Source organism: Streptomyces sp. NPDC029041, from assembly GCF_040637515.1.
In the GTDB taxonomy this organism is placed as follows: Bacteria; Actinomycetota; Actinomycetes; order Streptomycetales; family Streptomycetaceae; genus Streptomyces.
In genome coordinates, this window is sequence record NZ_JBEZWO010000002.1 from 783,508 (window position 1) to 807,694 (window position 24,187).

The 24,187-nt window shown below is 70.7% G+C and carries 16 protein-coding genes; 5 read left to right on the forward strand and 11 right to left on the reverse strand.

Going from position 1 to position 24,187, the window contains the following annotated elements; translation table 11 throughout:
* Positions 1 to 25 precede the first annotated feature (25 nt).
* Both AB0F04_RS07105 and AB0F04_RS07110 read left to right on the forward strand, forming a co-directional pair.
* Positions 26 to 2,227 (forward strand): CDP-glycerol glycerophosphotransferase family protein, encoded by a 2,202-nt coding sequence (locus AB0F04_RS07105; RefSeq protein WP_362038587.1) that lies wholly within the window; start codon positions 26 to 28, stop codon positions 2,225 to 2,227.
* Entirely contained in the window at positions 2,224 to 3,870 is a 1,647-nt protein-coding gene (locus AB0F04_RS07110; protein ID WP_362038589.1) for a glycosyltransferase family 2 protein, read from the forward strand. Before AB0F04_RS07105 ends, AB0F04_RS07110 begins: the two co-directional genes overlap by 4 nt.
* A gap of 22 nt (positions 3,871 to 3,892) precedes the next feature.
* Here the strand turns inward: AB0F04_RS07110 and AB0F04_RS07115 are convergent, their stop codons facing one another.
* The 6 genes from AB0F04_RS07115 to AB0F04_RS07140 form a co-directional block, all read right to left on the reverse strand.
* Positions 3,893 to 4,468, reverse strand: coding sequence for a hypothetical protein (locus AB0F04_RS07115; protein WP_362038591.1), 576 nt, complete (start codon positions 4,466 to 4,468; stop codon positions 3,893 to 3,895).
* 9 nt (positions 4,469 to 4,477) lie between these two features.
* Entirely contained in the window at positions 4,478 to 6,040 is a 1,563-nt protein-coding gene (locus AB0F04_RS07120) for a hypothetical protein (protein ID WP_362038593.1), read from the reverse strand.
* On the reverse strand, positions 6,024 to 6,482 hold the full coding sequence (locus tag AB0F04_RS07125) for a GtrA family protein (RefSeq protein ID WP_362038595.1): 459 nt from the start codon (positions 6,480 to 6,482) through the stop codon (positions 6,024 to 6,026). The genes AB0F04_RS07120 and AB0F04_RS07125 overlap by 17 nt, the downstream gene beginning before the upstream one ends.
* 113 nt (positions 6,483 to 6,595) lie before the next feature.
* Positions 6,596 to 11,548 (reverse strand): NAD-glutamate dehydrogenase, encoded by a 4,953-nt coding sequence (locus AB0F04_RS07130; protein ID WP_362038597.1) that lies wholly within the window; start codon positions 11,546 to 11,548, stop codon positions 6,596 to 6,598.
* A 458-nt stretch (positions 11,549 to 12,006) separates the two neighbouring features.
* Positions 12,007 to 12,672, reverse strand: a complete 666-nt coding sequence (locus AB0F04_RS07135; RefSeq protein ID WP_362038600.1) for an HAD family hydrolase — start codon at positions 12,670 to 12,672, stop codon at positions 12,007 to 12,009.
* A gap of 69 nt (positions 12,673 to 12,741) precedes the next feature.
* Positions 12,742 to 13,242 carry a hypothetical protein gene (locus AB0F04_RS07140; protein WP_362038602.1) on the reverse strand — a complete coding sequence of 167 codons (501 nt, stop codon included), beginning with the start codon at positions 13,240 to 13,242 and terminating at the stop codon, positions 12,742 to 12,744.
* A 541-nt stretch (positions 13,243 to 13,783) separates the two neighbouring features.
* Here AB0F04_RS07140 and AB0F04_RS07145 point away from each other — a divergent pair.
* Positions 13,784 to 14,536 carry an Rv3235 family protein gene (locus tag AB0F04_RS07145; protein WP_362038603.1) on the forward strand — a complete coding sequence of 251 codons (753 nt, stop codon included), beginning with the start codon at positions 13,784 to 13,786 and terminating at the stop codon, positions 14,534 to 14,536.
* A gap of 119 nt (positions 14,537 to 14,655) precedes the next feature.
* Here AB0F04_RS07145 and secA read toward each other — a convergent pair whose 3' ends face one another.
* Positions 14,656 to 17,502 (reverse strand): preprotein translocase subunit SecA, encoded by a 2,847-nt coding sequence (gene secA, locus AB0F04_RS07150; RefSeq protein ID WP_362038605.1) that lies wholly within the window; start codon positions 17,500 to 17,502, stop codon positions 14,656 to 14,658.
* Positions 17,503 to 17,783: 281 nt separating this feature from the next.
* Here secA and AB0F04_RS07155 point away from each other — a divergent pair, with 281 nt between their 5' ends.
* Positions 17,784 to 18,371, forward strand: a complete 588-nt coding sequence (locus AB0F04_RS07155; RefSeq protein ID WP_362038607.1) for a GNAT family N-acetyltransferase — start codon at positions 17,784 to 17,786, stop codon at positions 18,369 to 18,371.
* A 48-nt stretch (positions 18,372 to 18,419) separates the two neighbouring features.
* Positions 18,420 to 19,592 (forward strand): crosslink repair DNA glycosylase YcaQ family protein, encoded by a 1,173-nt coding sequence (locus AB0F04_RS07160; protein ID WP_362038609.1) that lies wholly within the window; start codon positions 18,420 to 18,422, stop codon positions 19,590 to 19,592.
* Positions 19,593 to 19,734: 142 nt separating this feature from the next.
* Here the strand turns inward: AB0F04_RS07160 and AB0F04_RS07165 are convergent, their stop codons facing one another.
* From AB0F04_RS07165 to AB0F04_RS07180, 4 genes are all read right to left on the reverse strand, one after another.
* Positions 19,735 to 20,970 (reverse strand): IS701 family transposase, encoded by a 1,236-nt coding sequence (locus tag AB0F04_RS07165; protein ID WP_362038612.1) that lies wholly within the window; start codon positions 20,968 to 20,970, stop codon positions 19,735 to 19,737.
* Between the two features lie 238 nt (positions 20,971 to 21,208).
* Positions 21,209 to 21,955: a response regulator transcription factor gene (locus tag AB0F04_RS07170; protein ID WP_362038614.1), complete on the reverse strand. Its 747-nt coding sequence runs from the start codon at positions 21,953 to 21,955 to the stop codon at positions 21,209 to 21,211.
* Positions 21,956 to 22,160: 205 nt separating this feature from the next.
* Entirely contained in the window at positions 22,161 to 22,856 is a 696-nt protein-coding gene (gene raiA / locus AB0F04_RS07175) for a ribosome-associated translation inhibitor RaiA (RefSeq protein WP_362038616.1), read from the reverse strand.
* A gap of 311 nt (positions 22,857 to 23,167) precedes the next feature.
* Complete coding sequence (locus AB0F04_RS07180) at positions 23,168 to 24,091, reverse strand: ComF family protein (RefSeq protein WP_362038618.1); 924 nt, start codon at positions 24,089 to 24,091, stop codon at positions 23,168 to 23,170.
* Positions 24,092 to 24,187 lie beyond the last annotated feature (96 nt).

The following is a 24,187-nucleotide window of genomic DNA, read 5'->3' on the forward strand; positions in this document are numbered from 1 at the left end:
GCAGCTGTGAGAGGGGGTCCCCGGGATGACCGAGCTCAGTGTGATCGTCCACGGGCCGAACGTTCAGGACCATCTGACGGAACTCCTCGACTCCCTCGCCGCCCACCCCCTGCCGGACGCCGAGGTGATCGTGGCGGCGGTCGGCGACTGGGCCCGCGAGACGGCCGAGCGGCACACCCCGGACGGCGCGGTCGACGTAGTGCCGCTGCCGGACGGCACCGGTGACGCGGCGGCCCGTGCGGCGGGCGCGGCCCGGGCCTCAGGCCGCTGGCTGCACTTCGTCCACGCCAAGGACGGCCTGCCCGCCGGCGCCCCCCGCACGATCGCGGAGCGGGTGGCCGAGCTCCCCGGCGAGGTCGACGTCCTCCTGTTCGACCATGTCCGCAGCACCTGGCACACCTCCGGCATGCCCTCCCCCGACGGCCCGCTCCTCGCCCGGGCGGGCCGCGCCGAGGTCGCCCTCGACGACTGCGCGCCCCTGCTGCGACTCACCCCGCTGCTCGGCACCCGCGTCCTGCGCGCGGAGTTCTGGCGGGCGCACGCGTCGCGGCTCAGCACCGACGACGAGCCCTACTCCGCCCTGGCCGCCCTGCTGCTCGCCGGGCGCGTCGCCTGCCTGCCGCACGTCGCCTACGAGGACCGCAGGCTGCGGCCCGCGAGCCTGCCCCCGGTCCCGCCCGAGCAGCGGTACCGCCTCGTCGAGCGCTACGAGTCCCTCCTCGACCTCACCCGCGACCGGCGCGCCGCGCACACCGTGCTCTACGACCTGATGGTCCGGGACTGCCTGCGCACCTTCGCGCGCGGCGGAATGCCCGAGGAGGTCGCGCGCGAGTTCTTCCACCGCGCGTCCCTGGCCGCCCTGCGCCGCCGCCCCGAGGGACACCGCCGCCCGGCCGGGCTCGAAGGCGTCCGCCGCTCCCTGCTGGAGGAGGGCGCCTACGCGAAGTACCGGGCCTTCCAGACCGTCAACCGCGCCCGCCGCAATGCCAGATCGGTCCTACGGACCCGGAAGCGCCAGGCCGGTGCCAAGCTCCGCGACCACCAGTACCGCAGGGCGCTCGGCCGTCCCGTCAACCCGCATCTCGCGGTGTTCGCGGCCTACTGGAACCGCGGCGTCGCCTGCAACCCCGCCGCCATCGCCGCCAAGCTCGCCGAACTCGCCCCGCAGATCCACGCGGTGTGGGTGGTCACCGAGGAGAACGCGGCCCTCCTGCCGCCCGGCACCGACCACGTGGTGCCCGGCAGCCGCCGCTACTGGGAGGTGCTGGCGACCGCCAAGTACCTCGTCAACAACGTCAACTTCCCCAACGCGGTGGTCAAACGCCCCGACGCGATCCACGTCCAGACCCACCACGGCACACCCCTGAAGCGCATGGGCCTCGACCAGATGGCGTTCCCGGCCGCCGCGCAGGGCCTGGACTTCCAGGCACTGCTGGAGCGCATCGACAAGTGGGACTTCAGCGTCTCGGCCAACAGCCACACCACCCGGATGTGGGAGCGGGCGTACCCGTCGCGCTACGTCTCCCTGGACCACGGCTATCCGCGCAACGACGTCTACTACACGGCCGGCGCCGACGACATTCGCGCGGTCCGCGACCGCCTCGGCATCGCCCCGGGCCGCCGTGCCGTCCTGTACGCGCCGACCCACCGCGACTACGAGGCCGGCTGGACCCCGCGCCTGGACCTCGCCGCCCTCACCGACCGCCTGGGCGAGGACACGGTCCTGCTGGTGCGCGGCCACTACTTCTACGGCGGTGCCGCCTCCCCGCTCACCAACCTGCGCCGCACCGGCCGGATCGTCGACGTCTCCTCCTACGACCCCGTCGAGGAACTGTGCCTGGCGGCGGACGTCCTGGTCACGGACTACTCCTCGATCATGTTCGACTACGCCAACCTCGACCGGCCGATCGTGATCCACGCCGACGACTGGGAGACGTACCGCACCACCCGAGGCGTCTACTTCGACCTGATGGACCAGGCCCCGGGGCCCGTCTCCCGCACCCAGCGGGAGCTGACGGAGATCCTCACCACGGAGGCCTGGCGCGACGAGAACGCGGCGAAGACCCGGGCCGCCTTCCGGCGCCGGTTCTGCGAGTACGACGACGGCCGCGCCGCCGAACGCGTCGTCCGCCGCGTCTTCCTCGGCCAGGACGAGCGGGACCTGCCTCCCGTGCTGCCGATCGAGGAGCGCACCCCCGCCCCGACCCCGCGGGAGGCGACCGCATGAGCACCCCCGACGTCACCGTGACGGTCATCGTCTACAACGACGCCGAACGCCTCACCCGCGCGGTCGAATCGGTGCGCCGCCAGACCCACGCGAACCTCGAGATCATCATCAGCGACGACCACTCCACGGACGCGACCCCGGCGGTGGCACAGCGGCTGGCCGCCCAGGACCCCCGGGTCCGGCACCTCCGCCTGGAACGCAACAGCGGCGGCTGCAGCGCCCCGCGCAACCGCGCCCTGCGGATCGCGCGTGCGCCGTTCCTGATGTTCCTCGACAGCGACGACGAACTCCCCTGCAACGCCGTCGAACTGCTGCTCGCCGCGCACCGCGAACGCGAGATCGACTTCGCGATGGGGGCGGTGCAGCGGATCCGGGTGGACAACGGCCGCCGCTCGACGTGGATGCCCCACCTGGTCGCCGAGCGCCGCACACTCGACGGCATCGAGGCCGACCCGCGCCTGCTCTTCGAGCACCTGTCCACCGGCAAGATGTACGCCCGCGCCTTCCTCGACCGGCACGACCTGCGCTTCCCCGAGGGCATCCACTACGAGGACCAGCTGTTCTCAGCACAGGCGTACTGCCTGGCCAAGCGCTTCACGATCGTCCCGGAACCGGTCTACCGCTGGTACGTGGCGCCCTACGCGGCCTCCGGGACGGCCTCGATATCGAACCAGCGGCACAAGCTCGCCAACGTCCGGGACCGGATCCACGTCCAGCACCTCATCGACGCGTTCCTGTCCGAGAGCGGGCACGAGTCGCTGCGCGAGGACAAGGACCACAAGTTCCTCAAGCACGACCTGCGGATGTACACCGGCGACCTGCCCTACCGGGACGACGCCTGGCTGACGTCCTTCGCGGACCTCGTCACGCCCTACCTCGACACGCTCGCGCCGGGCGCCTTCGCACGCCTCCCGCGCGCCGAACGCGTCGTCATCCAGCTGATCCGCGACCGCCGTCTTCCGGAGGCACGGCTGGCCGCCCGGGGCCTGGGCCACGCCGTGGGCCCGAGGAGCGTCACCGCCGACGCGGCAGGCCGCACCTACTGGGGGGACCGGGTCCCCGAGTCGGCGTGGTCACGCCGCGAACTGAGCGTCTCGGACCTGGAACTGGAGACGCGGCCCTTCCCCAGCGCCCAGTTCCGTCACGAGATCAAGGAGATCACCCGGGGCCCGGGCGCGTCGATCGACCTCACGATCCGCACCTACGACCCGGCCCTGCGCCTCCCCGTCGGCCCCCAGCGCGCGACCCTCCTCATCGCTCCGGGCGGACGCCGCCTCCACGTCCCCTTCCGCCTCTCCCCCGTCCGCCCCGGCCTCTTCGAGGGCCACGCCCACCTGGACCTCGCGGCGGCCCCGCTCCCCCTTCAGGGCTTCGCGGGAATCCGCCACCCGATGCTCCGCCTCCAGCACCAGGGCCTGTCCCACACGGGCCCGCTGCTGGCCCCCCTGACCTTCCCGACCCTGACGACCCGTGTCCCCTCCCACCACCTCACGGTGGAACCGGAGGGCCACAACCCGGGCCGCCTCCAGGTCCGCTGGGAGCCGGTGGGCATCACGGCGACCCTGATCCGCCCGACGGTCCGCAGACTGGCCCGCCCGCGGGTGAAACGGGCGGTGCGGCTGGTGGCGAGCGCGTTGAAGTAGCGCCCCTCCCTCGCGGCCATGGTCACCGAGACGAGAGTGAGGCGAGCAGCCCGGTCCCTTCCGCCAGCACGCCGGGCTGCCCGAGGGCGCGGAAGTCGGTCTCGACCGCTGCCAGGCCGAGGGCACCGGCGCGCACGGCGTGGTACCGGATGACCGACCACAGGAAGACGTCGAGGTTGTCGAACTGCGTCCGGGCCTCTATGACCTCCTCCTCGTGGAACCAAACCGCGACCCGGCCATCGGTCAGCACGACGTAGTAGTTGCCCCCTCCGTCGGCGCCGAGGGACCACACGTCGTCATCGGACAGCTCCGTCTCATGGTCGGAGTCGAGGATGCGGCAGTCGTTGGCCGCGAAGTCGAACCCGTACGACCAGTCGTAGATGTCGAGAGACCCCGCGGGCATGGTTCCCGAGCGGACCCTGCGGTCGAAGCCGGCCAACGCGGTCGCGGCGTCGCGCGGAAGCCTGGCGAGGAACGGTTGGACCGGACGGGCCGTCGCCGGGACGTCGGCCCGCGGCTCGTCGGGGAACCAGCGCGCCAGGTCGGCGTCCAGACCCCGGTCCACGTACCCGGCCAACTGGTCAACGGTGAGAGGCATGCGGTGAGGCTAGCCGAGGGAAAGGTGACGGACTCCCGGCTCACCTGCGGAGTAAGCGATTGCGGGGCTGCGGGCCCCCAGCCCCGCCCCACCCGCAGCCCCCCGCCAGCGCTCCACCGCGTACAGCACCTGCCCCTCCGGCCCCCGCGCCACCTCCCGCAACCCGGCACCCCGCATGCCGACCCCCGCGATCACCCACCGCACCCCGTACTCCCGCAGGATTCCCGCCCGCTCCTCCTCCGGCGTCCCCTGCGCGAAATACCTCCGTACGGCCCCCACCCGCCGCTCTTCGTCCGGCAGGAAGAAGTCGGGATACCCGGGCGCCACCGTGTACGCCCCGTACGCCGGGACCTGCCGCGCCGGCCGCCCCTCCCGCGCCATCACCACGTCCCCGTACTTCACCCACGGCGTCATCCACTGGTACCCCGTCCACGGCCGCCGGTACTTCTGCGCGACGGCCTGCGGAAGATCCCCCGGCTTCACCACGTACCCGACCGTCCCCGCCTGCGTCCACGCCCCCAGAGCCAGCGCGGCGCCCAGGACGCAGGCCCACCCCACCCGCAGCCCCCGCCGCCCCGCCTCGCACACCTCCACGGCGACCGCGACCTGCGCCGGGATCAGCACCGCCGGCAGGGCCCGCCCCCACGACCAGTGCCCGCTCACCCCACCGGCCGTCACCAGCACGGCCCCCAGCAGGAAGAACAGCACCAGCGGATCCCACCGGTCCCGCCACCACCGCACCCCGAGGGCCACCACGCCGAGGAGTACCAGCCAGTACCGCCCCACCAGGTCGTCGTACAGCGGCCGGTGCACCGACTCGAGCCCGCCGCCCGCCCCGAACAGCGCGAAGAAGTCGTAGTACGGCCACAGCGCCAGCACTCCGAGCCCCACCGCCAGCCCGCCGCCGAGCCGAAGCCACGTCGCACGGTCCGGACGGGCGGCGACCACCGTCGCCGCCGCCCCCAGCGAAGCCACCACTCCCGAGAACTGGTGGCACAGCAGAATCACCGCCCACAGCACCCCGAGTCCGAGCCACACCCCCCATCCGGCACCCTCGCGCGCCACTCGCCCGAGCCACGCCCAGAGGTGAAACGCCAGCGCGAGCGCGAACAGGCTCGGATACGGCACCGTCAGCGCCAGCGAGCCGAGCCCGTAGAAGCCGCTCCACTTGAACACCGCTGTCCCCCACAGCAACAGCAGGCTCAGCAGGGCCAGCGCGGGCGCGGCGCGATGGCCGGTGAGGGTGCGTACGTAGCGCCACACCCCCGTCACCAGCAGCGCGAGTCCGGTCAGCGCCCCGAGTCGCAGCACCACGAAGACGGACAGGCCGGTCACCCGCGCCACGCACCCGAGGACCAGCGTCCAGGGCGAGTAGTACGGGCTCGGCGCGTCCGCGTCGACCAGCGGATCGCCCGGGTCGACGAGGTCGTGCCGCAGGCGCTGGACGGTCGCGGCGTGCATCCCGAGATCCCCGGCCCAGGGCAGGCGGACGATGACCAGGAGGAGCAGCAGGACGACCACCGAGGCGGTGGCCCACGGGGCGAGGACGGCCGGTCTAGGCGTGGCGCGCATCGTGCGGGAACACCCAGGTCCGGTAGACGAGGAAGCGGAAGGCGGAGGCCAGCACGATGGACAGCGCCTTGACCGCGTTGGATTCCAGCGGCCCGTTCAGGCCCAGGTCGTGGTAGCCGACGTAGAACAGCCCGCTCTCCATGGCGACGCCGATGGTGCTGAGGACGAAGAACAGCGTGATCTGACGCCGGGTCCGGGAGGCCCGGTCGCGGTAGGTGACGTACCGGAAACCGAGGTAGTTGCCGCCCATGGCGATCAGGCTGGCCGGCACGGTGGCCACCATGGCGGGCAGGCGCAGCCCGTGCAGGAGCGCGTTGAACACCAGGAAGTTCACCGCGACGCCGCTGCCGCCGACCAGCGCGAAGTGCATCACTTCGAGGACGACGTGCCGGGCCGGGCGGGCGGGGGCGGCCAGGCGTTCCTCGGAGACATCGAGAGTCACGTCCCCAGCCTTAGCCGGATCGGGTAAGTCCTCCAGTCGAATCGCCCTAAAGCACGCCAAGAAGGGGCGCCCCGGGCCGGAAGCGGCCCGGGGCGCCCCTCACGCCGTACGCCCTACGAGTGCGTCCGCAGCAGCGTCCTCATCGTGCGCATCGCCACCGACAGGTTGGCGAGGTCGAACGCGTCGGAGCTCTGGATCTCCTCCAGCGTGCTGCGGGCCCGGCCGAGGATCGCCGCGTTCTTCTGCTCCCACGCCTTGTACCGCTGCTCCGGAGTGGATGTGCCGTCGCCCACCGCCAGGACGTCCGCGGTCAGCGCCGCGTGCGCCGCGTACAGGTCCTCGCGGATCGCCGCGCGGGCCATGGACTGCCAGCGGTCGGCGCGGGGCAGCTCGATGATGCGGTCCATGAGCTGGGTGATGCGCAGCCGGTCGGCGAGGTCGTAGTAGACCTCGGCGACGTCCAGCGGCTCCCGGCCCATGCGGTCGGCGATCGAGACGATGTCGAGCGTCGGGAAGGCCGAGGAGAAGCCCGCCACCCGGGTGGCGAGGTCCTCCGGAACGCCCGCGCCCGTCAGCTCGTCGTGGATCTTCTGGTACCACTCCAGGTCGGCGCCGCGCAGCAGCTTCGGCAGCTGACCCCAGACCTGTTCGACCCGGTCGGCGAAGAAGTCGACCGTCCCGGCGAGCTCCAGCGGCTGCGGCCGGTTGTTGAGCAGCCAGCGCGTGCCGCGCTCCACCAGGCGGCGTGCGTGCAGCCGGATGCGGGTCTGGACCTCGGCCTCGACCTTGTTGTCGAGCGCCTCGACCCCGTCCCACACCGGGGACTGCCGGAAGATCGCCCGGGCCGCGGTCTGCGCCCGCACGATCTCCTCCAGCGACGCGCCGGTCTCCTCGCGCAGCCGGTGCAGGTACGTCGTACCGCCCGTGTTCACCGTGTCGTTGACCAGCACGGTCGTGGTGATCTCCCGGCGCAGCGGGTGGCAGACGAGGTGATCGGGGTACTGCTCGCGCAGCTCCTTGGGGAAGTACGCGTGCAGCAGGGTGCTCAGGTACGGGTCGTCCGGCAGCGAGGTGTGCAGCAGTTCCTCGGCGACCGTGATCTTCGTGTACGCCAGCAGCACGGCCGTCTCCGGGCCGGTCAGGCCCTGGCCCTGGGCGAGCCGCTCGCGGATCTGCCGGTCGGTGGGCAGGAACTCCAGCGCCCGGTCCAGGTGCCCCTCCCTGACCAGGTGCTTCATGAAGCGCTGCTGGGCGTGGAGCATGGCGCTGGACTGGGCGAGGGCGTTGGCGATCGCCGTGTTCTGCGCGTAGTTGTTGCGCAGCACCAGGCGGCCGACCTCGTCGGTCATCTCGGCGAGCAGCTTGTTGCGCTGCTTGACGGTCATGTCGCCGTCCCGCACCAGGCCGTTGAGCAGGATCTTGATGTTCACCTCGTGGTCGGAGGTGTCCACGCCCGCGCTGTTGTCGATGGCGTCGGTGTTGATCCGGCCGCCCTGCAGCGCGAACTCGATCCGGCCGAGCTGGGTCAGGCCGAGGTTGCCGCCCTCGCCGACGACCTTGACGCGCAGGTCCTTGCCGTCGACGCGGATGGCGTCGTTGGCCTTGTCGCCGACGTCCGCGTTGGACTCGGCGGAGGACTTGACGTAGGTGCCGATGCCGCCGTTCCACAGCAGGTCCACCGGCGCGTGGAGGATCGCCTTCATCAGGTCGGCCGGGGTCAGCTTGGTGACCTTGGCCTCGATGCCGAGGGCCTCGCGGATGTGGGCGTTGACCGGGATCGCCTTGGCCGTGCGCGGGAAGATCCCGCCGCCGGCCGACAGCAGCCCGGTGTTGTAGTCCTCCCAGCTGGAGCGGGGCAGCTCGAACAGGCGGCGGCGCTCGGCGTAGGAGGCGGCGGCGTCCGGGGTCGGGTCGATGAAGATGTGCCGGTGGTCGAAGGCCGCGACCAGGCGGATGTGCTCGGAGAGCAGCATGCCGTTGCCGAACACGTCACCGGACATGTCGCCGATGCCGACGACCGTGAAGTCCTCGGTCTGGGTGTCCACGCCCAGCTCCCGGAAGTGCCGCTTGACGGACTCCCAGGCGCCGCGGGCGGTGATGCCCATGCCCTTGTGGTCGTAGCCGGCGGAGCCGCCGGAGGCGAAGGCGTCTCCGAGCCAGAAGTTGTAGTTCTCGGCGACCCCGTTGGCGATGTCGGAGAAGGTGGCGGTGCCCTTGTCGGCGGCGACGACGAGGTAGGTGTCGTCCTCGTCGTGCCGGACGACGTCGGCCGGGGGCACGACATCGCCCGCGACCATGTTGTCGGTGATGTCGAGCAACGCCGAGATGAACGTCTTGTAGCTGGCGATGCCCTCGGCCATCCACGCGTCCCGGTCCACGGACGGGTCGGGCAGCTGCTTGGCGACGAAGCCGCCCTTGGCGCCGACCGGCACGATGACGGTGTTCTTCACCATCTGTGCCTTGACCAGGCCGAGGATCTCGGTGCGGAAGTCCTCACGCCGGTCGGACCAGCGCAGACCACCGCGCGCGACCTTGCCGAAGCGCAGGTGCACGCCCTCGACCCGCGGCGAGTACACCCAGATCTCGAACGCCGGGCGCGGCGCCGGCAGGTCGGGGATGGCCTGCGGGTCGAACTTCATGGAGACGTAGTCGTGCGGCTTGCCGCCCGCCGCCTCCTGGAAGAAGTTGGTGCGCAGCGTCGCCTTGATGACGGTGAGGAAGGACCTGAGGATCCGGTCCTCGTCGAGCGACGCCACCTGGTCGAGGGCCGCGTCGACCTCTTCCAGCAGCGCGTCCACGATCTCGTGTCCCGCGCGCTGCCGGTCGGGGGACATCCGCGCCTCGAACAGGGAGACGAGCAGGCGCGTGGTGTGGACGTTGTTGCGGAGGGTGTCCTCCATGTAGTCCTGGCTGAACGTCGACGCCGCCTGGCGCAGGTACTTCGCGTACGCCCGCAGCACCATCGCCTGGCGCCAGGTCAGCCCGGCGCTCAGCACGAGGGCGTTGAACCCGTCGTTCTCCGCCTTGCCGGTCCACGTGGCGGCGAAGGCGTCCTGGAAGCGCTCGCGGGCGTCGTCGCCGAAGTAGTCCCCGCCGCCGTTCGCGCGGGGCATGCGCAGACCGAAGTCGTAGATCCAGGCCACGCTGCGGTCCGAGCAGCGCAGCTCGTAGGGCCGCTCGTCGACGACCTCGACGCCGAGCCGGTTGAGGACCGGCAGGACGGCGGAGAGGGAGATGGCGTCGCCGGTGCGGTAGATCTTGAAGCGGCGCTCCTCGGGGGCGGCGCCGACCGGCTCGTACAGGCTGAGCGAGAAGTCCTTGTCCGCCTCGGCGTTCAGCTGTTCGAGGTGGACGAGGTCGGCGACCGCGGCACGCGGGTTGTGGTCGGCCTTGTAGCCCTCGGGGAAGGCGTGCGCGTAGCGGCGCAGCGCCTCGGCCGCGTGCTCCTCGCCGAGCTCGGCGTTGAGCGCGTCGGCGAAGGCGTCCTCCCAGGAGCGGGCGGCCTCCACCAGCCGGGCCTCGATGCGCTCCTTGTCGGAGTCGGACAGCTCCGGCAGCTCGGTGCCTTGCGGGACCCGGACCACGAAGTGCAGCCGGGACAGGATCGACTCGGTGTTCCAGGCGGTGAAGTCGACGCTGATGCCGCCGAGCTCCTCCTTCAGGATCTCGATGATCCGCAGGCGGACGGCGGTGGTGTAGCGGTCGCGCGGGAGGTAGACGAGGGCGGAGTAGTAGCGCCCGTACTCGTCCTGGCGCAGGTAGAGCCTGAGGCGCCTGCGCTCCTGGAGGTAGAGGACGGAGGTGACGATCGACCGCAGCTCGTCGACCGGGGTCTGGAACAGTTCGTCGCGCGGGTACGTCTCCAGGATCTGCAGCAGGTCGCGCCCGTCGTGGCTGTTGGGCGAGAACCCGGCCTGCTGGAGGACTTCCTCGACCTTGCGCCGGATGACCGGGACGCGGCGCACGGATTCGGTGTAGGCGGCGGAGGAGAACAGCCCGAGGAAGCGCCGCTCGCCGATGACGTTGCCGTCGGCGTCGAACTTCTTGACCCCGATGTAGTCCAGGTACGACGGGCGGTGCACGGTCGCCCGGCTGTTGGCCTTGGTCAGCACGAGCAGCTTGTGCTCGCGCGCCTTGGCCCGGGCGTCGGCGGGCAGCCGCTCGAAGGAGGGGCTGACCGGGTGGCTCTCCTCGGCCGCGTGGTGCGGGTCCGCGCGCAGTATGCCGAGCCCGGTGCCGGGCACGGCGGCCAGCGAGTCGTCGTCGCGCAGCTGGTACTCGCGGTAGCCGAGGAAGGTGAAGTGGTCGTCGGACAGCCAGCGCAGCAGCTCGCGAGCCTCCTCGACCTGCGGTCCGGGCAGGTCACTGGGGATGGGCTCGTCCGGCAGCCCCTCCGCCAGCCGGATCGCCGCTTCCCGCATCTTGCCCCAGTCCTCGACGGCCTCACGGGCGTCGGACAGCACGCGCAGCAGGTCGGCGGTGATCTGCTTCAGATCGGCCCGGTCGGTCTCGCGGTCGATCTCGACGTGGATCCAGGACTCGACGTGCGCGTCGTGCGGAAGGGCTCCGGTCGCCGGGGTCGACAGGACCTCGATGAGCTTGCCGGTGACATCGCGCCGCACGACGAACTGCGGGTGGATGACGACGTGGATCCCACGCCCCTGCCGCGTCAGCTCGTTGGTGACGGAGTCCACGAGGAAGGGCATGTCGTCGGTGACGACCTCGACGACCGAGTGGCTGCAGGTCCACCCGTTCTCTTCCACGGTGGGGGTGTGCACCCGCACGTTGGCCGTGCCCTGGGGGCGGTTCTCGGCCAGCCGGTAGTGCGATACGGCAGCTCCGAAGACGTCGACCGGGTCGCGGTCGGTGAGGTCCTCCGGGGCCGTGTGCAGGTAGTAGCGCTGGAGGAACGTGTGGAGGGTCTCGCGGTCCGGGGCCTTGTGGGCGTCCGGGGTCTCCTCGCCCGTCGACCCGGTCGGTAGGTGCCCCCCGACCGGGCTGTTCTCAGCTACCCGGGCGGCCCTCTCGAGCAACTCGGCCTTGGCTTCGTCCAGCTTGGTCTGCATTGTCCTCTGGCTCCTGTCGCGCGCCGTTGCGTGACGTAGAAGGAAGTACGGCCTCCGCGCTGACGGCCTCACGTCGTGACACGGGGTATCCGGTCTGGTCCGACGCTATGCCGCAAGGCGAGATGAGCGGGGGTGTCTGAGCCAATTTTGAGCTGCGCCACCGGTGTGACGCTGCTCTCTGCGACGCCCGGATACGGATGATGCTCGGCGTCCCGGGAGCCCTGGATGGCACGTCCCGCCCGCGAGGACCAGCGACTGCCGCCCGGTCACGGATGTCGTCCGTGCTCTCCGGGCGCAGGGCAGGGACGACGGCGTCCCCGCGGACTATCGCGCTGATCACGCCATCAAGGCTATCGCTCCTCACAGGGGCTCCGTCATGAGCCGTATGTGTACAAAACCAGCCGTGGAAGTTTGACGTTCTGCACAGTGCTGCTACGGGTTCCGGTCCGGAAGGCCCGTCACGCCGCGAGCCGCTCCGCCTCCGCGACCGCTTCCTCCAGCGTGTCCACGACAGGAACGCCGACGGTTTCCAGGCTCACTCTGCTGTGCGATCCGCCGGTGTACAGCACGGCCCGGGCCCCGACATGGAGCGCCGCCACCGCGTCGTCCGCGGCGTCCCCGATCACCACGGTCCGCTCCGGCGCCACCCCGCTCAGCGACGCCAGGTGCCGCACCATGTGCTCGGCCTTGCTGCCCCCGGACGGTCCGGTCCGCCCGTCCACCCGTATGAAGTGCGGCTCGATGCCGAACCCCCGCACCAGCGGAACCAGCTCGTCGTGCACGTACATGCTCAGGATCGACTGGCTGCGGCCCGCCGAGCGCCATCCGGCCAGCAGCTCCACGGCCCCCACCGTCAGCCCGCACGACGTCCGGTGCTCGGCGTAGTACCGGTGGAAGACGTCGTCCATGGCCTCCCACTCGGCCTCGGTCGGCAGCCGCCCCATCAGCCGCTCGTAGAACTTCGGCACCGGTACGCAGTACAGCTCCCGGTACTTCTCCAGCGTGAGGGGCTCCAGGCCCAGCTCGGCGAAGGCCGCGTTCGTCGCCCCGATGATCGCGCCGTTGTCGTGGAACAGGGTGCCGTTCCAGTCCCAGACGATGTGCGCGCCCGTCTTCATCCCCATGCCCGAAAACGTACCCGCCTCCACTGACAATCAAGAGAGCGGTGCCTCGACGCGCCCCCGGCGACGGGTTCAGTCCCCGCCTCCCACCAGGTTCGCGATCTCCTGGGTGGCGAACCACAGCAGCTCGTGGTCCTCCGCCCCGTCCACGACGGACTGCGCGTCGTCGTCCCCGCCGTCCGCCGCCGGCAGCGCCTCGGCGGCCGCCGTCACATCGGCGTCCGCGTCCGCCGCGTCGACGTGCACCGACGCCGCTTTGCCGAGCGGCACCGGGCCCGCGACCCGTACCTCCCCCGGCGCCTCCAGGCCGTCCGCGCTCACGGCGCGGTCGGCGACGTCGACGGCGATCACGACCCGGCGCCGCGGCGCCCCGGGCTCGGCCGCCAGCAGGCGCAGCGAGGCCAGCGCGGCCCGGCCGAGCGCCGCGTACTCCAGTTCCTCGATGTCGTCCGAGGCGTACCACTCGCGCAGCCCCGGCGTCACGGCGTGGGCGACGAACGGCCCGCTCCCCAGCTCACCCGTCTTGTACGCCTCGGCGAGGCCGGGGAGGGTCAGGGGCACGTAGACACGCATGGCTGGCCGCTTTCGTGGTCGTGGCGGGCGGTCGGAGGTCTCGGCACGGCTCCGGAAGGTCTTCAGGATACGTGCGGGGCGTCCCCTTTCGAGCCCCGCCCCGTGACGCCGGACGCGTCCACCCGCGGCCCGGAATTCACCCGGGACACCCCCGGCGTCCAAGGGCCTCCCATCCCGACACCACCCGGATAGGTGAACTTCGCTGCGCCCCGCGACCCGATCCGCGCTTCCTTGCCGCGGCCCCGGTCCGCCCCGTACAAGATCACCGACTTGAAGTTACTCCCTGGTACCCACCGGACCCACGAAACGGGGACCCCCCATGCACAAGGTCATGACCAGGACCCACCACCGCCCGGCCACCCACCCCCCGGTCCACCGCGACCCACGCGGCCCGGCCACGACCACGGCACCCCACCCGCCGGTGACCACCACACCTCACACCCCGGCCGGTACATCGCCTCGCACCGCCGGGAACGCCACACCGCGCACCCCGGGGGACGCCGCTTCCCGCACCCCCGGCAACCCAGCGAGCCGCCCTCCCATGAGCACCGCGACCAGTGCTCCCAGCAGCCCCAGGCCCGGCCCTCCGGGCAGCTCCCCGCGTGCCACCGGCACCTCACCCCTCGCCCCCGGGTACACCGCACCCCGCACCCCCGTCGCCGCCGCCTCCGCACCGCCCCTTCCCGGCGGCTCCGCGCCCCCGCGCTCTCCCGGCAGCGGCCGGGCCCGGCCTCCGGCTGCGGGCGGTCGTCCGCCTGCCTCCGCCCGCGCCAGGGCTTCCCGCACCCGCCCGGCGGACACGCGCCCACCGTCCCTCTCAGCCACCCGCACAGCCCCGCGCAGGTCCCCGGAAGCAACCGGCTCCCCGGCCCGCACGAACGCCACCGGGCCCGACTCCACCGACATCACCCGACGCGTCCCGGCCGAGGGCTCACGCCACGCGGCGGTCCCCCGGCTCCTGCCCACCGACGTCTTCGCCGACCTCCTCGTCGCCGTCCTGAGCGGCCACCGGCCCGTCCACTCGATGCTCCGCCACACCCGCGGCCGCGCTTACGACGAGCTGGCCTGGCTGGCCGAACGCGGCCCCCTGCGCACCCGCGGCGCCCGCCCCGTCGTCCGCGACATCGGCTGGTACGAACCCCGGCCGGGCGCCATCGAGGCCTTCGCCCGGATCGGTGCCGGCGACCGGCTGCGCGCCATGGCCTTCCGTCTCGAACTCGGCCAGGACCTCCGCTGGCGTTGCACGGCGGTGGAACTCGGCGGCCCCCGCCCACCCCGCCCGGAATGCGACTGAGGCCTGTCGAGGCCCCGGCAGCAGGTGCCGGGCGTCGGGCAGGCCGCGCAGAAGCCGCCCATGACGAAGGGCCGGACACTCTCAGGTGTCCGGCCCTTCAAGCCGCTACGCGGCAACGGTCACTTCTTGCGACGCCCCCGGCCCCGCGCCTGCTTGCGCCGCTCCGCGCGCGTCAGGCCGTCGGCCTCGGAGCGCACCGGCTCGCCGTCCTCGGTGAAGTCGCCCTCGATGGTGCCGCCCTCGCCGTCGACCGTCGGCGCCGAGAAGTGGAGGTTGCGCCGCTGCGGGACGTCGAGCCCCTTGGCACGGATCTCCGGACGGGAACCCGCCTGCGCCGGCACCGCGTCGTGCTTCTCCAGGTCGGCCACCGGCTTGGTGTCCTCGACCGGGACCTCCTCGACCTGCTGCTCGACCTGGACCTCCAGGTTGAACAGGTAGCCGACGGACTCCTCCTTGATGCCCTCCATCATGGCGGTGAACATGTCGAAGCCCTCGCGCTGGTACTCGACCAGCGGGTCCTTCTGCGCCATGGCGCGCAGGCCGATGCCCTCCTGGAGGTAGTCCATCTCGTAGAGGTGCTCGCGCCACTTGCGGTCCAGGACCGACAGCACGACCCGGCGCTCCAGCTCACGCATGATCTCGGAACCGAGCTGGTCCTCACGCGCCTGGTACTGCTCGTGGATGTCGTCCTTGATGGAGTCGCCGATGAACTCGGCGGTGAGACCGGCCCGGTCGCCGGCCGCCTCCTCCAGCTCCTCGATCGTGACGCTGCACGGGTAGAGCTGCTTGAAGGCGCCCCACAGCCGGTCGAGGTCCCAGTCCTCGGGGAAGCCCTCGGCGGTCTCGGCCTGGACGTAGGCGTCGATGGTGTCGTCCATGAAGTGCTGCACCTGCTCGTGCAGGTCCTCGCCCTCCAGGACGCGGCGGCGCTCGCCGTAGATGACCTCACGCTGGCGGTTGAGGACCTCGTCGTACTTGAGGACGTTCTTGCGCGTCTCGAAGTTCTGCTGCTCGACCTGCGACTGGGCGGAGGCGATCGCGCGGGTGACCATCTTGTTCTCGATCGGCACGTCGTCGGGGACGTTCGCCATCGACATCACGCGCTCGACCATCTGGGCCTTGAACAGCCGCATCAGGTCGTCGCCCAGGGAGAGGTAGAAGCGGGACTCGCCCGGGTCGCCCTGACGGCCGGAACGACCGCGCAGCTGGTTGTCGATACGCCGCGACTCGTGGCGCTCGGTGCCCAGCACGTAGAGCCCACCGAGCTTCTCGACCTCGTCCTTCTCGTTCTGTACGGCCTTCTCGGCCCGCTGGAGCGCCTCGGGCAGGGCGTGCGCCCACTCCTCGATGTGCTCCTCGGGGTCGAGGCCACGCTGGCGCAGCTCCGCCTCGGCGAGGTCCTCGGGGTTGCCGCCGAGCTTGATGTCCGTACCACGGCCGGCCATGTTGGTGGCCACCGTGACGGCACCCTTGCGGCCGGCCTGGGCGACGATCGTCGCCTCCCGGTCGTGCTGCTTGGCGTTCAGCACCTCGTGCTGGATGCCGCGCTTGCTGAGCTGCTGCGAGAGGTACTCGGACTTCTCGACGGAGGTGGTGCCGACGAGGATCGGCTGCCCCTTGCGGTGCTTCTCCTCGATGTCGTCGACGACCGCCTCGAACTTGGCGACCTCGGTCCGGTAGATCAGGTCCGACTGGTCCTTGCGGACCATCGGCCGGTTCGTCGGGATCGGCACCACGCCGAGCTTGTAGATCTGGTGGAACTCCGCGGCCTCGGTCATGGCCGTACCGGTCATGCCGCACAGACCGGGCTGTTCCTTGCCGTTGTGGTCGTGGCGCTTGTAGAGGCGGAAGAAGTTCTGCAGGGTGATCGTGGCGAGCGTCTGGTTCTCGTCCTTGATCGGCACCGCTTCCTTGGCCTCGATCGCCTGGTGCATGCCCTCGTTGTAGCGGCGGCCCGCGAGGATACGTCCGGTGTGCTCGTCGACGATCATGACCTCGTCGTCGATGATGACGTAGTCCTTGTCCTTCTTGAAGAGCTCCTTGGCCTTGATGGCGTTGTTCAGGTAGCCCACCAGCGGGGTGTTCACCGACTCGTAGAGGTTGTCGATGCCCAGCCAGTCCTCGACCTTGGCGACACCGGACTCGTGGATGGCGACCGTGCGCTTCTTCTCGTCGACGTCGTAGTCGCCGGTCTCCTCGATGCCCTTGAGCGGCTGGCCGGCCTCGCCGCGCTTGAGGCGCTTCACCAGCTTCGCGAAGTCCCCGTACCACTTGGTGGCCTGGTCGGCCGGGCCGGAGATGATCAGCGGCGTACGGGCCTCGTCGATGAGGATGGAGTCGACCTCGTCGACGATGGCGAAGTTGTGGCCGCGCTGGACGAGCTCGTCCTGGGACCACGCCATGTTGTCGCGCAGGTAGTCGAAGCCGAACTCGTTGTTCGTGCCGTAGGTGATGTCGCAGGCGTACTGCTCGCGGCGCTGAGCCGGCGTCATGTTGGCGAGGATGCAGCCGACCTCGAGCCCCAGGAACCGGTGGACACGGCCCATCATCTCGGAGTCGCGCTCGGCCAGGTAGTCGTTGACCGTGATGATGTGGACGCCCTTGCCGGACAGCGCGTTGAGATACGCCGGCAGCGTGCCGACGAGGGTCTTGCCCTCACCGGTCTTCATCTCGGCCACGTAGCCCATGTGCAGGGCCGCGCCGCCCATCATCTGCACGTCGTAGTGACGCTGGCCGAGGACGCGCTTGGCGGCCTCGCGGACGGTGGCGAACGCCTCGGGCAGCAGGTCGTCCAGGGTCTCGCCGTCGGCGTAGCGCTGCTTGTACTCATCGGTGAGAGCGCGCAGCTCGGCGTCGGAGAGGTCGACGAAGTCCTCTTCGATGGAGTTGACCTGGTCCGCGATGCGGTGCAGCTTGCGCAGGATCTTGCCTTCGCCTGCACGCATGATCTTCGAGAGGACGGACACGGGGGTTGGTCTCCTTGCCGGTCGGGCCTGGGACGGTCGGTTACCACTTGACTTACTGAGCAACGGCCATCGTATGCGAGGACCCCACCGCGCCGGGAGGGCCTGCCGTGACGGCGACCGTCCGCTGCTTCGATTCTGTTTCACGTCTGCTTCAAAGGGGACAACGTGCGGCAGCCCCGGATAGTGCCGCACCTCCCCAGCGAATTACACAAAGCGTGACCACTGCCTCACCGAGGGCGAAACTCATGGCATCGTGACCCGCCGCCGAGCACAATCGGCCGATGGACCCCGTCACCCTCACCACGGACCGCCTCCTGCTGCGCACGGTGGGCCCGCAGGACACCGACGCGGTGTACGACGCCTGCCAGGACCCCGACATCCAGCGCTGGACCACGATCCCCTCGCCCTACCTGCGCGAGCACGCCCGGAGCTTCACGGAACAACTCGTCCCGGACGGCTGGGCGGACGGCTCCATGTTCACCTTCGGTGTCTTCCTGCACTCCGGGGAACTGGCGGGCATGATCGGCATCGCGATGCGCGCCCTCGGCATGGGTGAGATCGGCTTCTGGGCCGCGAAGCGGCACCGCGACAACGGCTACGTCACCGAGGCCGCCCTCGCCGCCTGCCGCTGGTCCTTCACCCATGCCGCGCTCGACCGCGTCGAATGGCGGGCGACCGTGGGCAACAGGGCCTCCCGTGCGGTGGCGGAACGAGCGGGCTTCACGATCGAGGGCACGCTGCGCTCCGCCACGAACAACAAGGGAGTGCGCCACGACACCTGGGTGGGCTCCCTGCTCCCCTCGGACCTGGGCCTCCCGTCGACGGCCCCCTACCTGCCGGCGCCCCGCCCGTCTCGACCGCCCGGGTAGATCCGCAGGTCACACCGCCATGTCAGTCCCACCCCCTACTCTGCGACCATGACCACCCCGCGCCCCACCGCAGAGCTCTCCGCCGACGAGGCCCGCAGGATCGCGCTCCGCGCCCAGGGCTTCCTCGGTGTGCCCGACCGCCGCGCCGGCGTCCGCGGCATCCTCCGCCACCTGGGCGCGATACAGCTCGACACCATCTCGGTCCTGGCCCGCTCCCACGAACTCGTCCCGTACGCCCGCCTGGGCGCGGTGGGCCGCAGGACGGTGGAGGACGCCTACTGGCGGGACACCCACTCCTTCGAGTACTGGTCGCACGCCGCGTGCATCCTGCCCATCGAGGAGTGGCCCCACTTCGCCTTCCGCCGCCGCGCCTACCGCAACCGCCCGCACTGGAACCACGAACTCCCCGACGGCGCCTACGACCAGGTCATCAAGCAGCTCCGCTCCGAAGGCCCCCTCACGGCGACGGAGCTGGGCGGCGCGAAGAAGACGAACGACTGGTGGGACTGGTCCGGCTCCAAGGTCGCCGTCGAACGCGCCCTGATGTACGGCGAGGTGGTCTGCGTGGAGCGCCGCGGCTGGAAGCGCCTCTACGACCTCGCCGAGCGCGCCGTTCCTCAGGAGCTGCTGCACGACGAGCTGGACGACGCCGAGTGCCTGCGCCGCCTGGTCCGCCTGGCCGGCCGTTCCCTCGGGGTGGGTACGCGCGCGGACATCGCCGACTACCACCGCCTCAAGGGCGAGCAGGTCGACGCGGTGATCGCCGATTCGGGCCTGGTCCCGGTCGTCGTCGAGGGCTGGGGCAAGCCGGCCTGGGCCGACCCCGAAGCCCTGGAGACGCCCCCGCGCGGCCGCCACCGCACCACGCTCCTGTCGCCCTTCGACTCCCTGATCTGGGAGCGGGCACGCACGGAGCGGATCTTCGGCTTCACACACCGCCTGGAGGCCTACGTCCCCAAACAGAAGCGGGTGTACGGCTACTTCGCGATGCCGGTGCTGGCCGGGGGGCGTCTGGTCGGCCGTGTGGACCCGGCCCGTGAGGGCCGCACCCTGGTGGCCAAGCAGGTCACGCTCGACGGCCCCAAGGCGATCCCGGCCGTCGCCCAGGCCCTGGCGGAGGCGGCGACCTGGGTGGACTGCACGGACGTCCGCGTGGAACGGGTCGACGCCCCGGGCCTGCGCGAGCCCTTGGCGCAGGAACTCGCCCGAGTTCTCGGCTGAGACCCGCCCCTAGTAGTGCTTCGTTAGGTTGCGGGCTGTCTGCGGCTTCTTCGAGGGCTGGGCAGGGGGCGTCCGCAGGTGGTGCAGGTACCGGTCCAGCACCTCAGCAGGTCCTGAAGAACGTCGAGGACCTGGTAGAGGGTCAGGCCGGTGTGCGGACTTTTGGGTCGAGTCGCCGGAGGGTGAGGAAGGCCTGGGCGGCGGTGACGAGGGTGACGTGGTGGTGCCAGCCGCGCCAGGTGCGGCCCTCGAAGTGGTCCAGTCCCAGGCCATGCTTGAGCTCGCGGTAATCGTGCTCGATCCGCCAGCGCATCTTGGCCCACCGCACCAGGTCAGCGGCCGGTGTGGTCGCGGGCAGGTTCGATATCCAGTAGTCCGTCGGGGCGTCCTGGCCGTTAGGCCATTCGACGAGGAGTGTCTGGACGGGAAGGACTCCGTCCCACCGGGTGCGGCCGCCGCCCGCCTCCTGGGCTGCGGCCAGGGACTGCTTGCCCGCGAGCCGCACGGTCAGCACCGCGAATCGTGAGGTCATCGCGCCTTTGCTGCCCTGCCTCCAGGTCACCTCGGTGAACTGCTCCGCACCCGCCTGCGCCGCGAGGGCGCAGACGGCTCGCGGTGGGGTGCGGTAGCGGGGAAGGGTGGGCGGTCCGAGTCCGCCATAAGCGGGCTGGTGCGGCTCGGCATCCTCCGGGTGGGCGACTTCCTTCCCGTTCAGGGCCAGGACATAGGACAGCCCCCGCTCCTGAAGGCCGAGCCGGAAGGGGGTGCTGACGCCGTAGCCGGCGTCGGCGACCACGATCGGCGCCTTCAGCTGCCAGTCGGCGAGTGTATCGAGCAGGCCGAGCGCGAGGCGCCACTTCTCCTGGTGCACCACCTCGTCGGGGACTCCTGCCCTGCGGCATCGGTCCGGCGTATCCGTCCACTCACGCGGCAGATACAACTGCCACTGCAACGGGCACGAGGCGGTGTCGGTGGCGGCGTGGACGCTGACCGCGACCTGGCAGTTCGCCCGTTTGCCGACCGCTCCGCCGTACTGGCGGGCCACCCCCACCGACGCTGTGCCGCACTTGGGAAACGACACATCGTCGATCACCCACACCTCGGGCCTGACGACTTCGGACAGCCGCTCGGCGATCCGTCGCCTGACTGGTAACGGGTCCCACGGCGACTGGTTCACGAACTGCTGCAGGGCCTGCATGTTCCCGTCGGGAAGACGCTCGGCCATCGGCTGGACCGACTTGCGCCGGCCATCCAGCATCAGGCCCCGCAGATAGCACTCGCCCCACCGGCGCTGATCCCGCCGCGGAACCGACCCGAACACATCGGCAACGAACTCCGTCAACTCACCCCGGAGCCGTTCCACTTCCCCCAACCTCACTTCGGGAAGCTGCCCACAATCAACCGAGATCACTCAACGTAACGAAGCACTACTAGGGCCTGCCGTTTGGATCACGCCGCAGACGCGGGGCCTGGCACGCACATCTGCCGCGTTGTCCTCACTCGCCGACGCTCCGCGTCGACTCCCTCCTCCGCCTTGCAGATGCACGCACCAGGCCCCGCTCACCGGCATTGACAGGCGCTGCCGATGCCCTGCGCCGTGATCCAAACGACAGGCCCTAGCGGATCTCGAGGATCTTCTCCCGCATCGCGTAGACCACCGCTTCCATCCTGGAGTGCAGTTGCAGCTTCTCCAGGATGTTGCGGACGTGGTTCTTCACGGTGTTCTCGGAGATGAACAACTCCTTGGCGATGTCCCGGTTGTTCATCCCCGTGGCGACCAGCTTGAGGACTTCGAGTTCACGGTCGGTCAGACGCGGCGCGGGCACCAGGCGCCGTTCGTCCGTGCGCTGGATCATCGACTTGAACTCGGTGAGGAGTTTCGACGCCATGGACGGGCTGATCTGCGACTGCCCGTCGGCCACCGCGCGGATGGCGGTGGCCACCTCGTCCGTGGAGATCTCCTTGAGGAGATAGCCGGTCGCGCCCGCCTTGATGGCGTCGTAGAGATCGGCTTCCTCGTCGCTGATCGTCAGCATGATGATCTTTGCGCTGGGTGCCACCTCCTTGATGGAGGTGCACGCCTCGATCCCGCCCCGCTTGGGCATCCGCACGTCCATCAGGACGATGTCGGGCAACAGGTCGGCGGCCTTCTCCACGGCCTCGGCGCCGTCGCCCGCCTCCCCGACGACCTGGATGTCCTCCTCGGCGGCGAGCACGATCTCAAGGCCACGGCGGAACAGGGCGTGGTCGTCCACCACGAGGACTCTGATCGGTTCCTTGCGGGGAGTCCCCGAGTCCGGGCCCATGCCGACGACGCCGTCGTCGGCATCCCCGTCACGCATCGGTCCGAAGCTGTCCGCCATCGTTCCTCCCCCTGAAGGCTGTGGCCTGAAGTCCTGAGCCATCGCCAACCCAGAGCAACGACCCACCGGTTGGGCCGTGGTCATCATGATTTCATGCCTGGACGGCACCGGGGTGCCCGAGCGGGGCGCGAAGTGGTCGCACGGAGGTGCCCCTGGGGGCGCACACGCGCTCCAGGGGCACCTGTTCCGCTGTCACCCGGCATGGTCAGCCGCCGAGCGCACCGCCCGCGTCGGGAGAGTGCGCCTGTGTGACCATCGTGTCCGTGCTGAGGTGGATCACGCCGTAGTCGTAGGCGTGCCGTCGGTAGACGACACTCGGTTCCTTGGTCTCGGAGTCGACGAACAGATAGAAGTCGTGCCCGACCAGCTCCATCTCGTAGAGAGCCTGGTCGAGGGTCATGGGGGCTGCGACGTGCGTCTTCTCCCGGACGACGATGGGGCCGTCACCCTGCACTTCCAGCGAGCCGATCTTCTTCGTGGGTACGGCCTCGGGTTCCTCCTCGGAAGTCGGCACCAGGCCGTTTCCGTTGAGCGTCGCCACACCCGGGACGTGGTCGGCGACCTCGGCGGCCGGGATCCGGCGCGCCCCACGGCGCGAATACCGCTTGTCGTGCTGCCTGCGCAGCCGGGCTTCCAGCTTTTCCGCCGCCAGGTCGAGCGCCGCGTACGGATCGCTCGCCGCTGCCTCCGCCCGGATCACCGGGCCGCGGGAGCGGAGCGTGATCTCCACTCGGTCACAGCGGTCGGCCTGCCGGGGGTTGGGCTCCTTGGACACCTCGACGTCGAGGCTGATCACCTTGCCATCGAGCTTCTGGATCTTCTCCAGCTTCAGCTTCTCGGCCACGTGCTTCCGGAACCGCTCGGGCACCTCGGTCTTGCGGCCCTTGACGACGATGTCCACGCAGAACTCCGTTCCCGGATCGCTCCGCTTCGATGCGGAGCGTCTCCCTTTTGCACCAGGCTCCGGTGAGTCCCGGAACCTCGGACTCGCGGTGACTTCCACCTCCTCCCCCGAGAGCGAGATCTCCACTCCACCGCCGCGGGTGATGGAAAAACCCGCAGTACGGCATTCGGATTGAAGAGGTGTGGCCTGCGGCTTTCCCTCTCAACCGAACATATCTCGCCCGGCCGGATGTCGTCACCCTCTACTGCGGCGTACCTCCGTTCAGGTGAAAAGGCCCTCTCGTTACCTGCAACGACACAAGATCTCAATCAGTTCCGGTTTATTTCGAAAGAGTCCGGTGAGGCCGCGACCACCGCCGCGCACGCCACGTCAACGACACCGTCGGCGTCGACCACGCCCGCATTCACCTGCGGGGCGGGCCGCCGGCCCGTCCTCTCCGTTCTTGATCCGACGTTCTGTTCCTCTCTGCTTTCCCAGGTCTCTCCCCCGTACACGGCCCAAGTTCCTGCATCGTTCCAAATCGGCCCCGTCACGCCGGGTTGCCCCCGATGCCCGTGCGAGGCCGCCCGCACCGCACGCGCGGCCTCCGCGAGGGACGCCCCCGTGGTCATCACGTCGTCGACGAGGACGACCGGTCCCGCGCGCAGCAGCCGGGCACCTCCCGGCGCCACCGCCAGCGCGCCCGCGAGATTGGCCAGTCGCTGCCGGGAGTTGAGCCCCGACTGGTCGACCACGGCGCGTCGCTGCCGCAGCACACCGGCCACCCGGGCCGGAAGCCCCCTCCGCCGCAGCTCACCCGCCGCCGCGAGCGCGATCCGCCGCGCCGGATCATGCCCCCGGGCCCGCACGGCCCGTTTCCCGGACGGCACCGGCACGAGCAGCACGGGAGCCCTGCCGCGCCGGGGCCACGCCACCCCGGCCCCCGCCGCACCCGGAGCGCCCCGGAGCCCGGCGTGCACGGCTCCCGCCAGCGCCACACCGAGCGGCCCCGCGAGCGCCAGGGCACCCCGCTCCTTGTGGGCCAGCAGCACCGCCCGGACCTCGTCCGCGTACCGCGCAGCCGCGTACACCCACGGGAGCCCGGACGGCTCGGGAACCGGCCGCACCCGATGCACCGCTCCTGAGTACAACACCGCACGGCAGCGCGCGCACAGCACCGTACGAAGTACCCCGCACCCCCCGCACTCGCCCGGCAGCACCAGGTCGGTGAGGTCCTGCCACCACCCCCGCATGGCCACCACTGTGCCGACCCGAGCCCGACCCCGCCACCCCTGTGGACAACCGCCTGTGGACAACCAACCGCCCCGCCACCTGCGCGTCCCCCACAC

What these genes read in the sequence shown, in the direction of transcription:
- AB0F04_RS07105 (WP_362038587.1), top strand. Translation starts at nt 26, where the DNA reads ATGACCGAGCTCAGTGTGATCGTCCACGGGCCGAACGTTCAGGACCAT.
- AB0F04_RS07110 (WP_362038589.1), top strand. Translation starts at nt 2,224, where the DNA reads ATGAGCACCCCCGACGTCACCGTGACGGTCATCGTCTACAACGACGCC.
- AB0F04_RS07115 (WP_362038591.1), bottom strand. Translation starts at nt 4,468, where the DNA reads ATGCCTCTCACCGTTGACCAGTTGGCCGGGTACGTGGACCGGGGTCTG.
- AB0F04_RS07120 (WP_362038593.1), bottom strand. Translation starts at nt 6,040, where the DNA reads ATGCGCGCCACGCCTAGACCGGCCGTCCTCGCCCCGTGGGCCACCGCC.
- AB0F04_RS07130 (WP_362038597.1), bottom strand. Translation starts at nt 11,548, where the DNA reads ATGCAGACCAAGCTGGACGAAGCCAAGGCCGAGTTGCTCGAGAGGGCC.
- AB0F04_RS07135 (WP_362038600.1), bottom strand. Translation starts at nt 12,672, where the DNA reads ATGGGGATGAAGACGGGCGCGCACATCGTCTGGGACTGGAACGGCACC.
- AB0F04_RS07140 (WP_362038602.1), bottom strand. Translation starts at nt 13,242, where the DNA reads ATGCGTGTCTACGTGCCCCTGACCCTCCCCGGCCTCGCCGAGGCGTAC.
- AB0F04_RS07145 (WP_362038603.1), top strand. Translation starts at nt 13,784, where the DNA reads ATGAGCACCGCGACCAGTGCTCCCAGCAGCCCCAGGCCCGGCCCTCCG.
- AB0F04_RS07155 (WP_362038607.1), top strand. Translation starts at nt 17,784, where the DNA reads ATGGACCCCGTCACCCTCACCACGGACCGCCTCCTGCTGCGCACGGTG.
- AB0F04_RS07160 (WP_362038609.1), top strand. Translation starts at nt 18,420, where the DNA reads ATGACCACCCCGCGCCCCACCGCAGAGCTCTCCGCCGACGAGGCCCGC.
- AB0F04_RS07170 (WP_362038614.1), bottom strand. Translation starts at nt 21,955, where the DNA reads ATGGCGGACAGCTTCGGACCGATGCGTGACGGGGATGCCGACGACGGC.
- AB0F04_RS07180 (WP_362038618.1), bottom strand. Translation starts at nt 24,091, where the DNA reads ATGCGGGGGTGGTGGCAGGACCTCACCGACCTGGTGCTGCCGGGCGAG.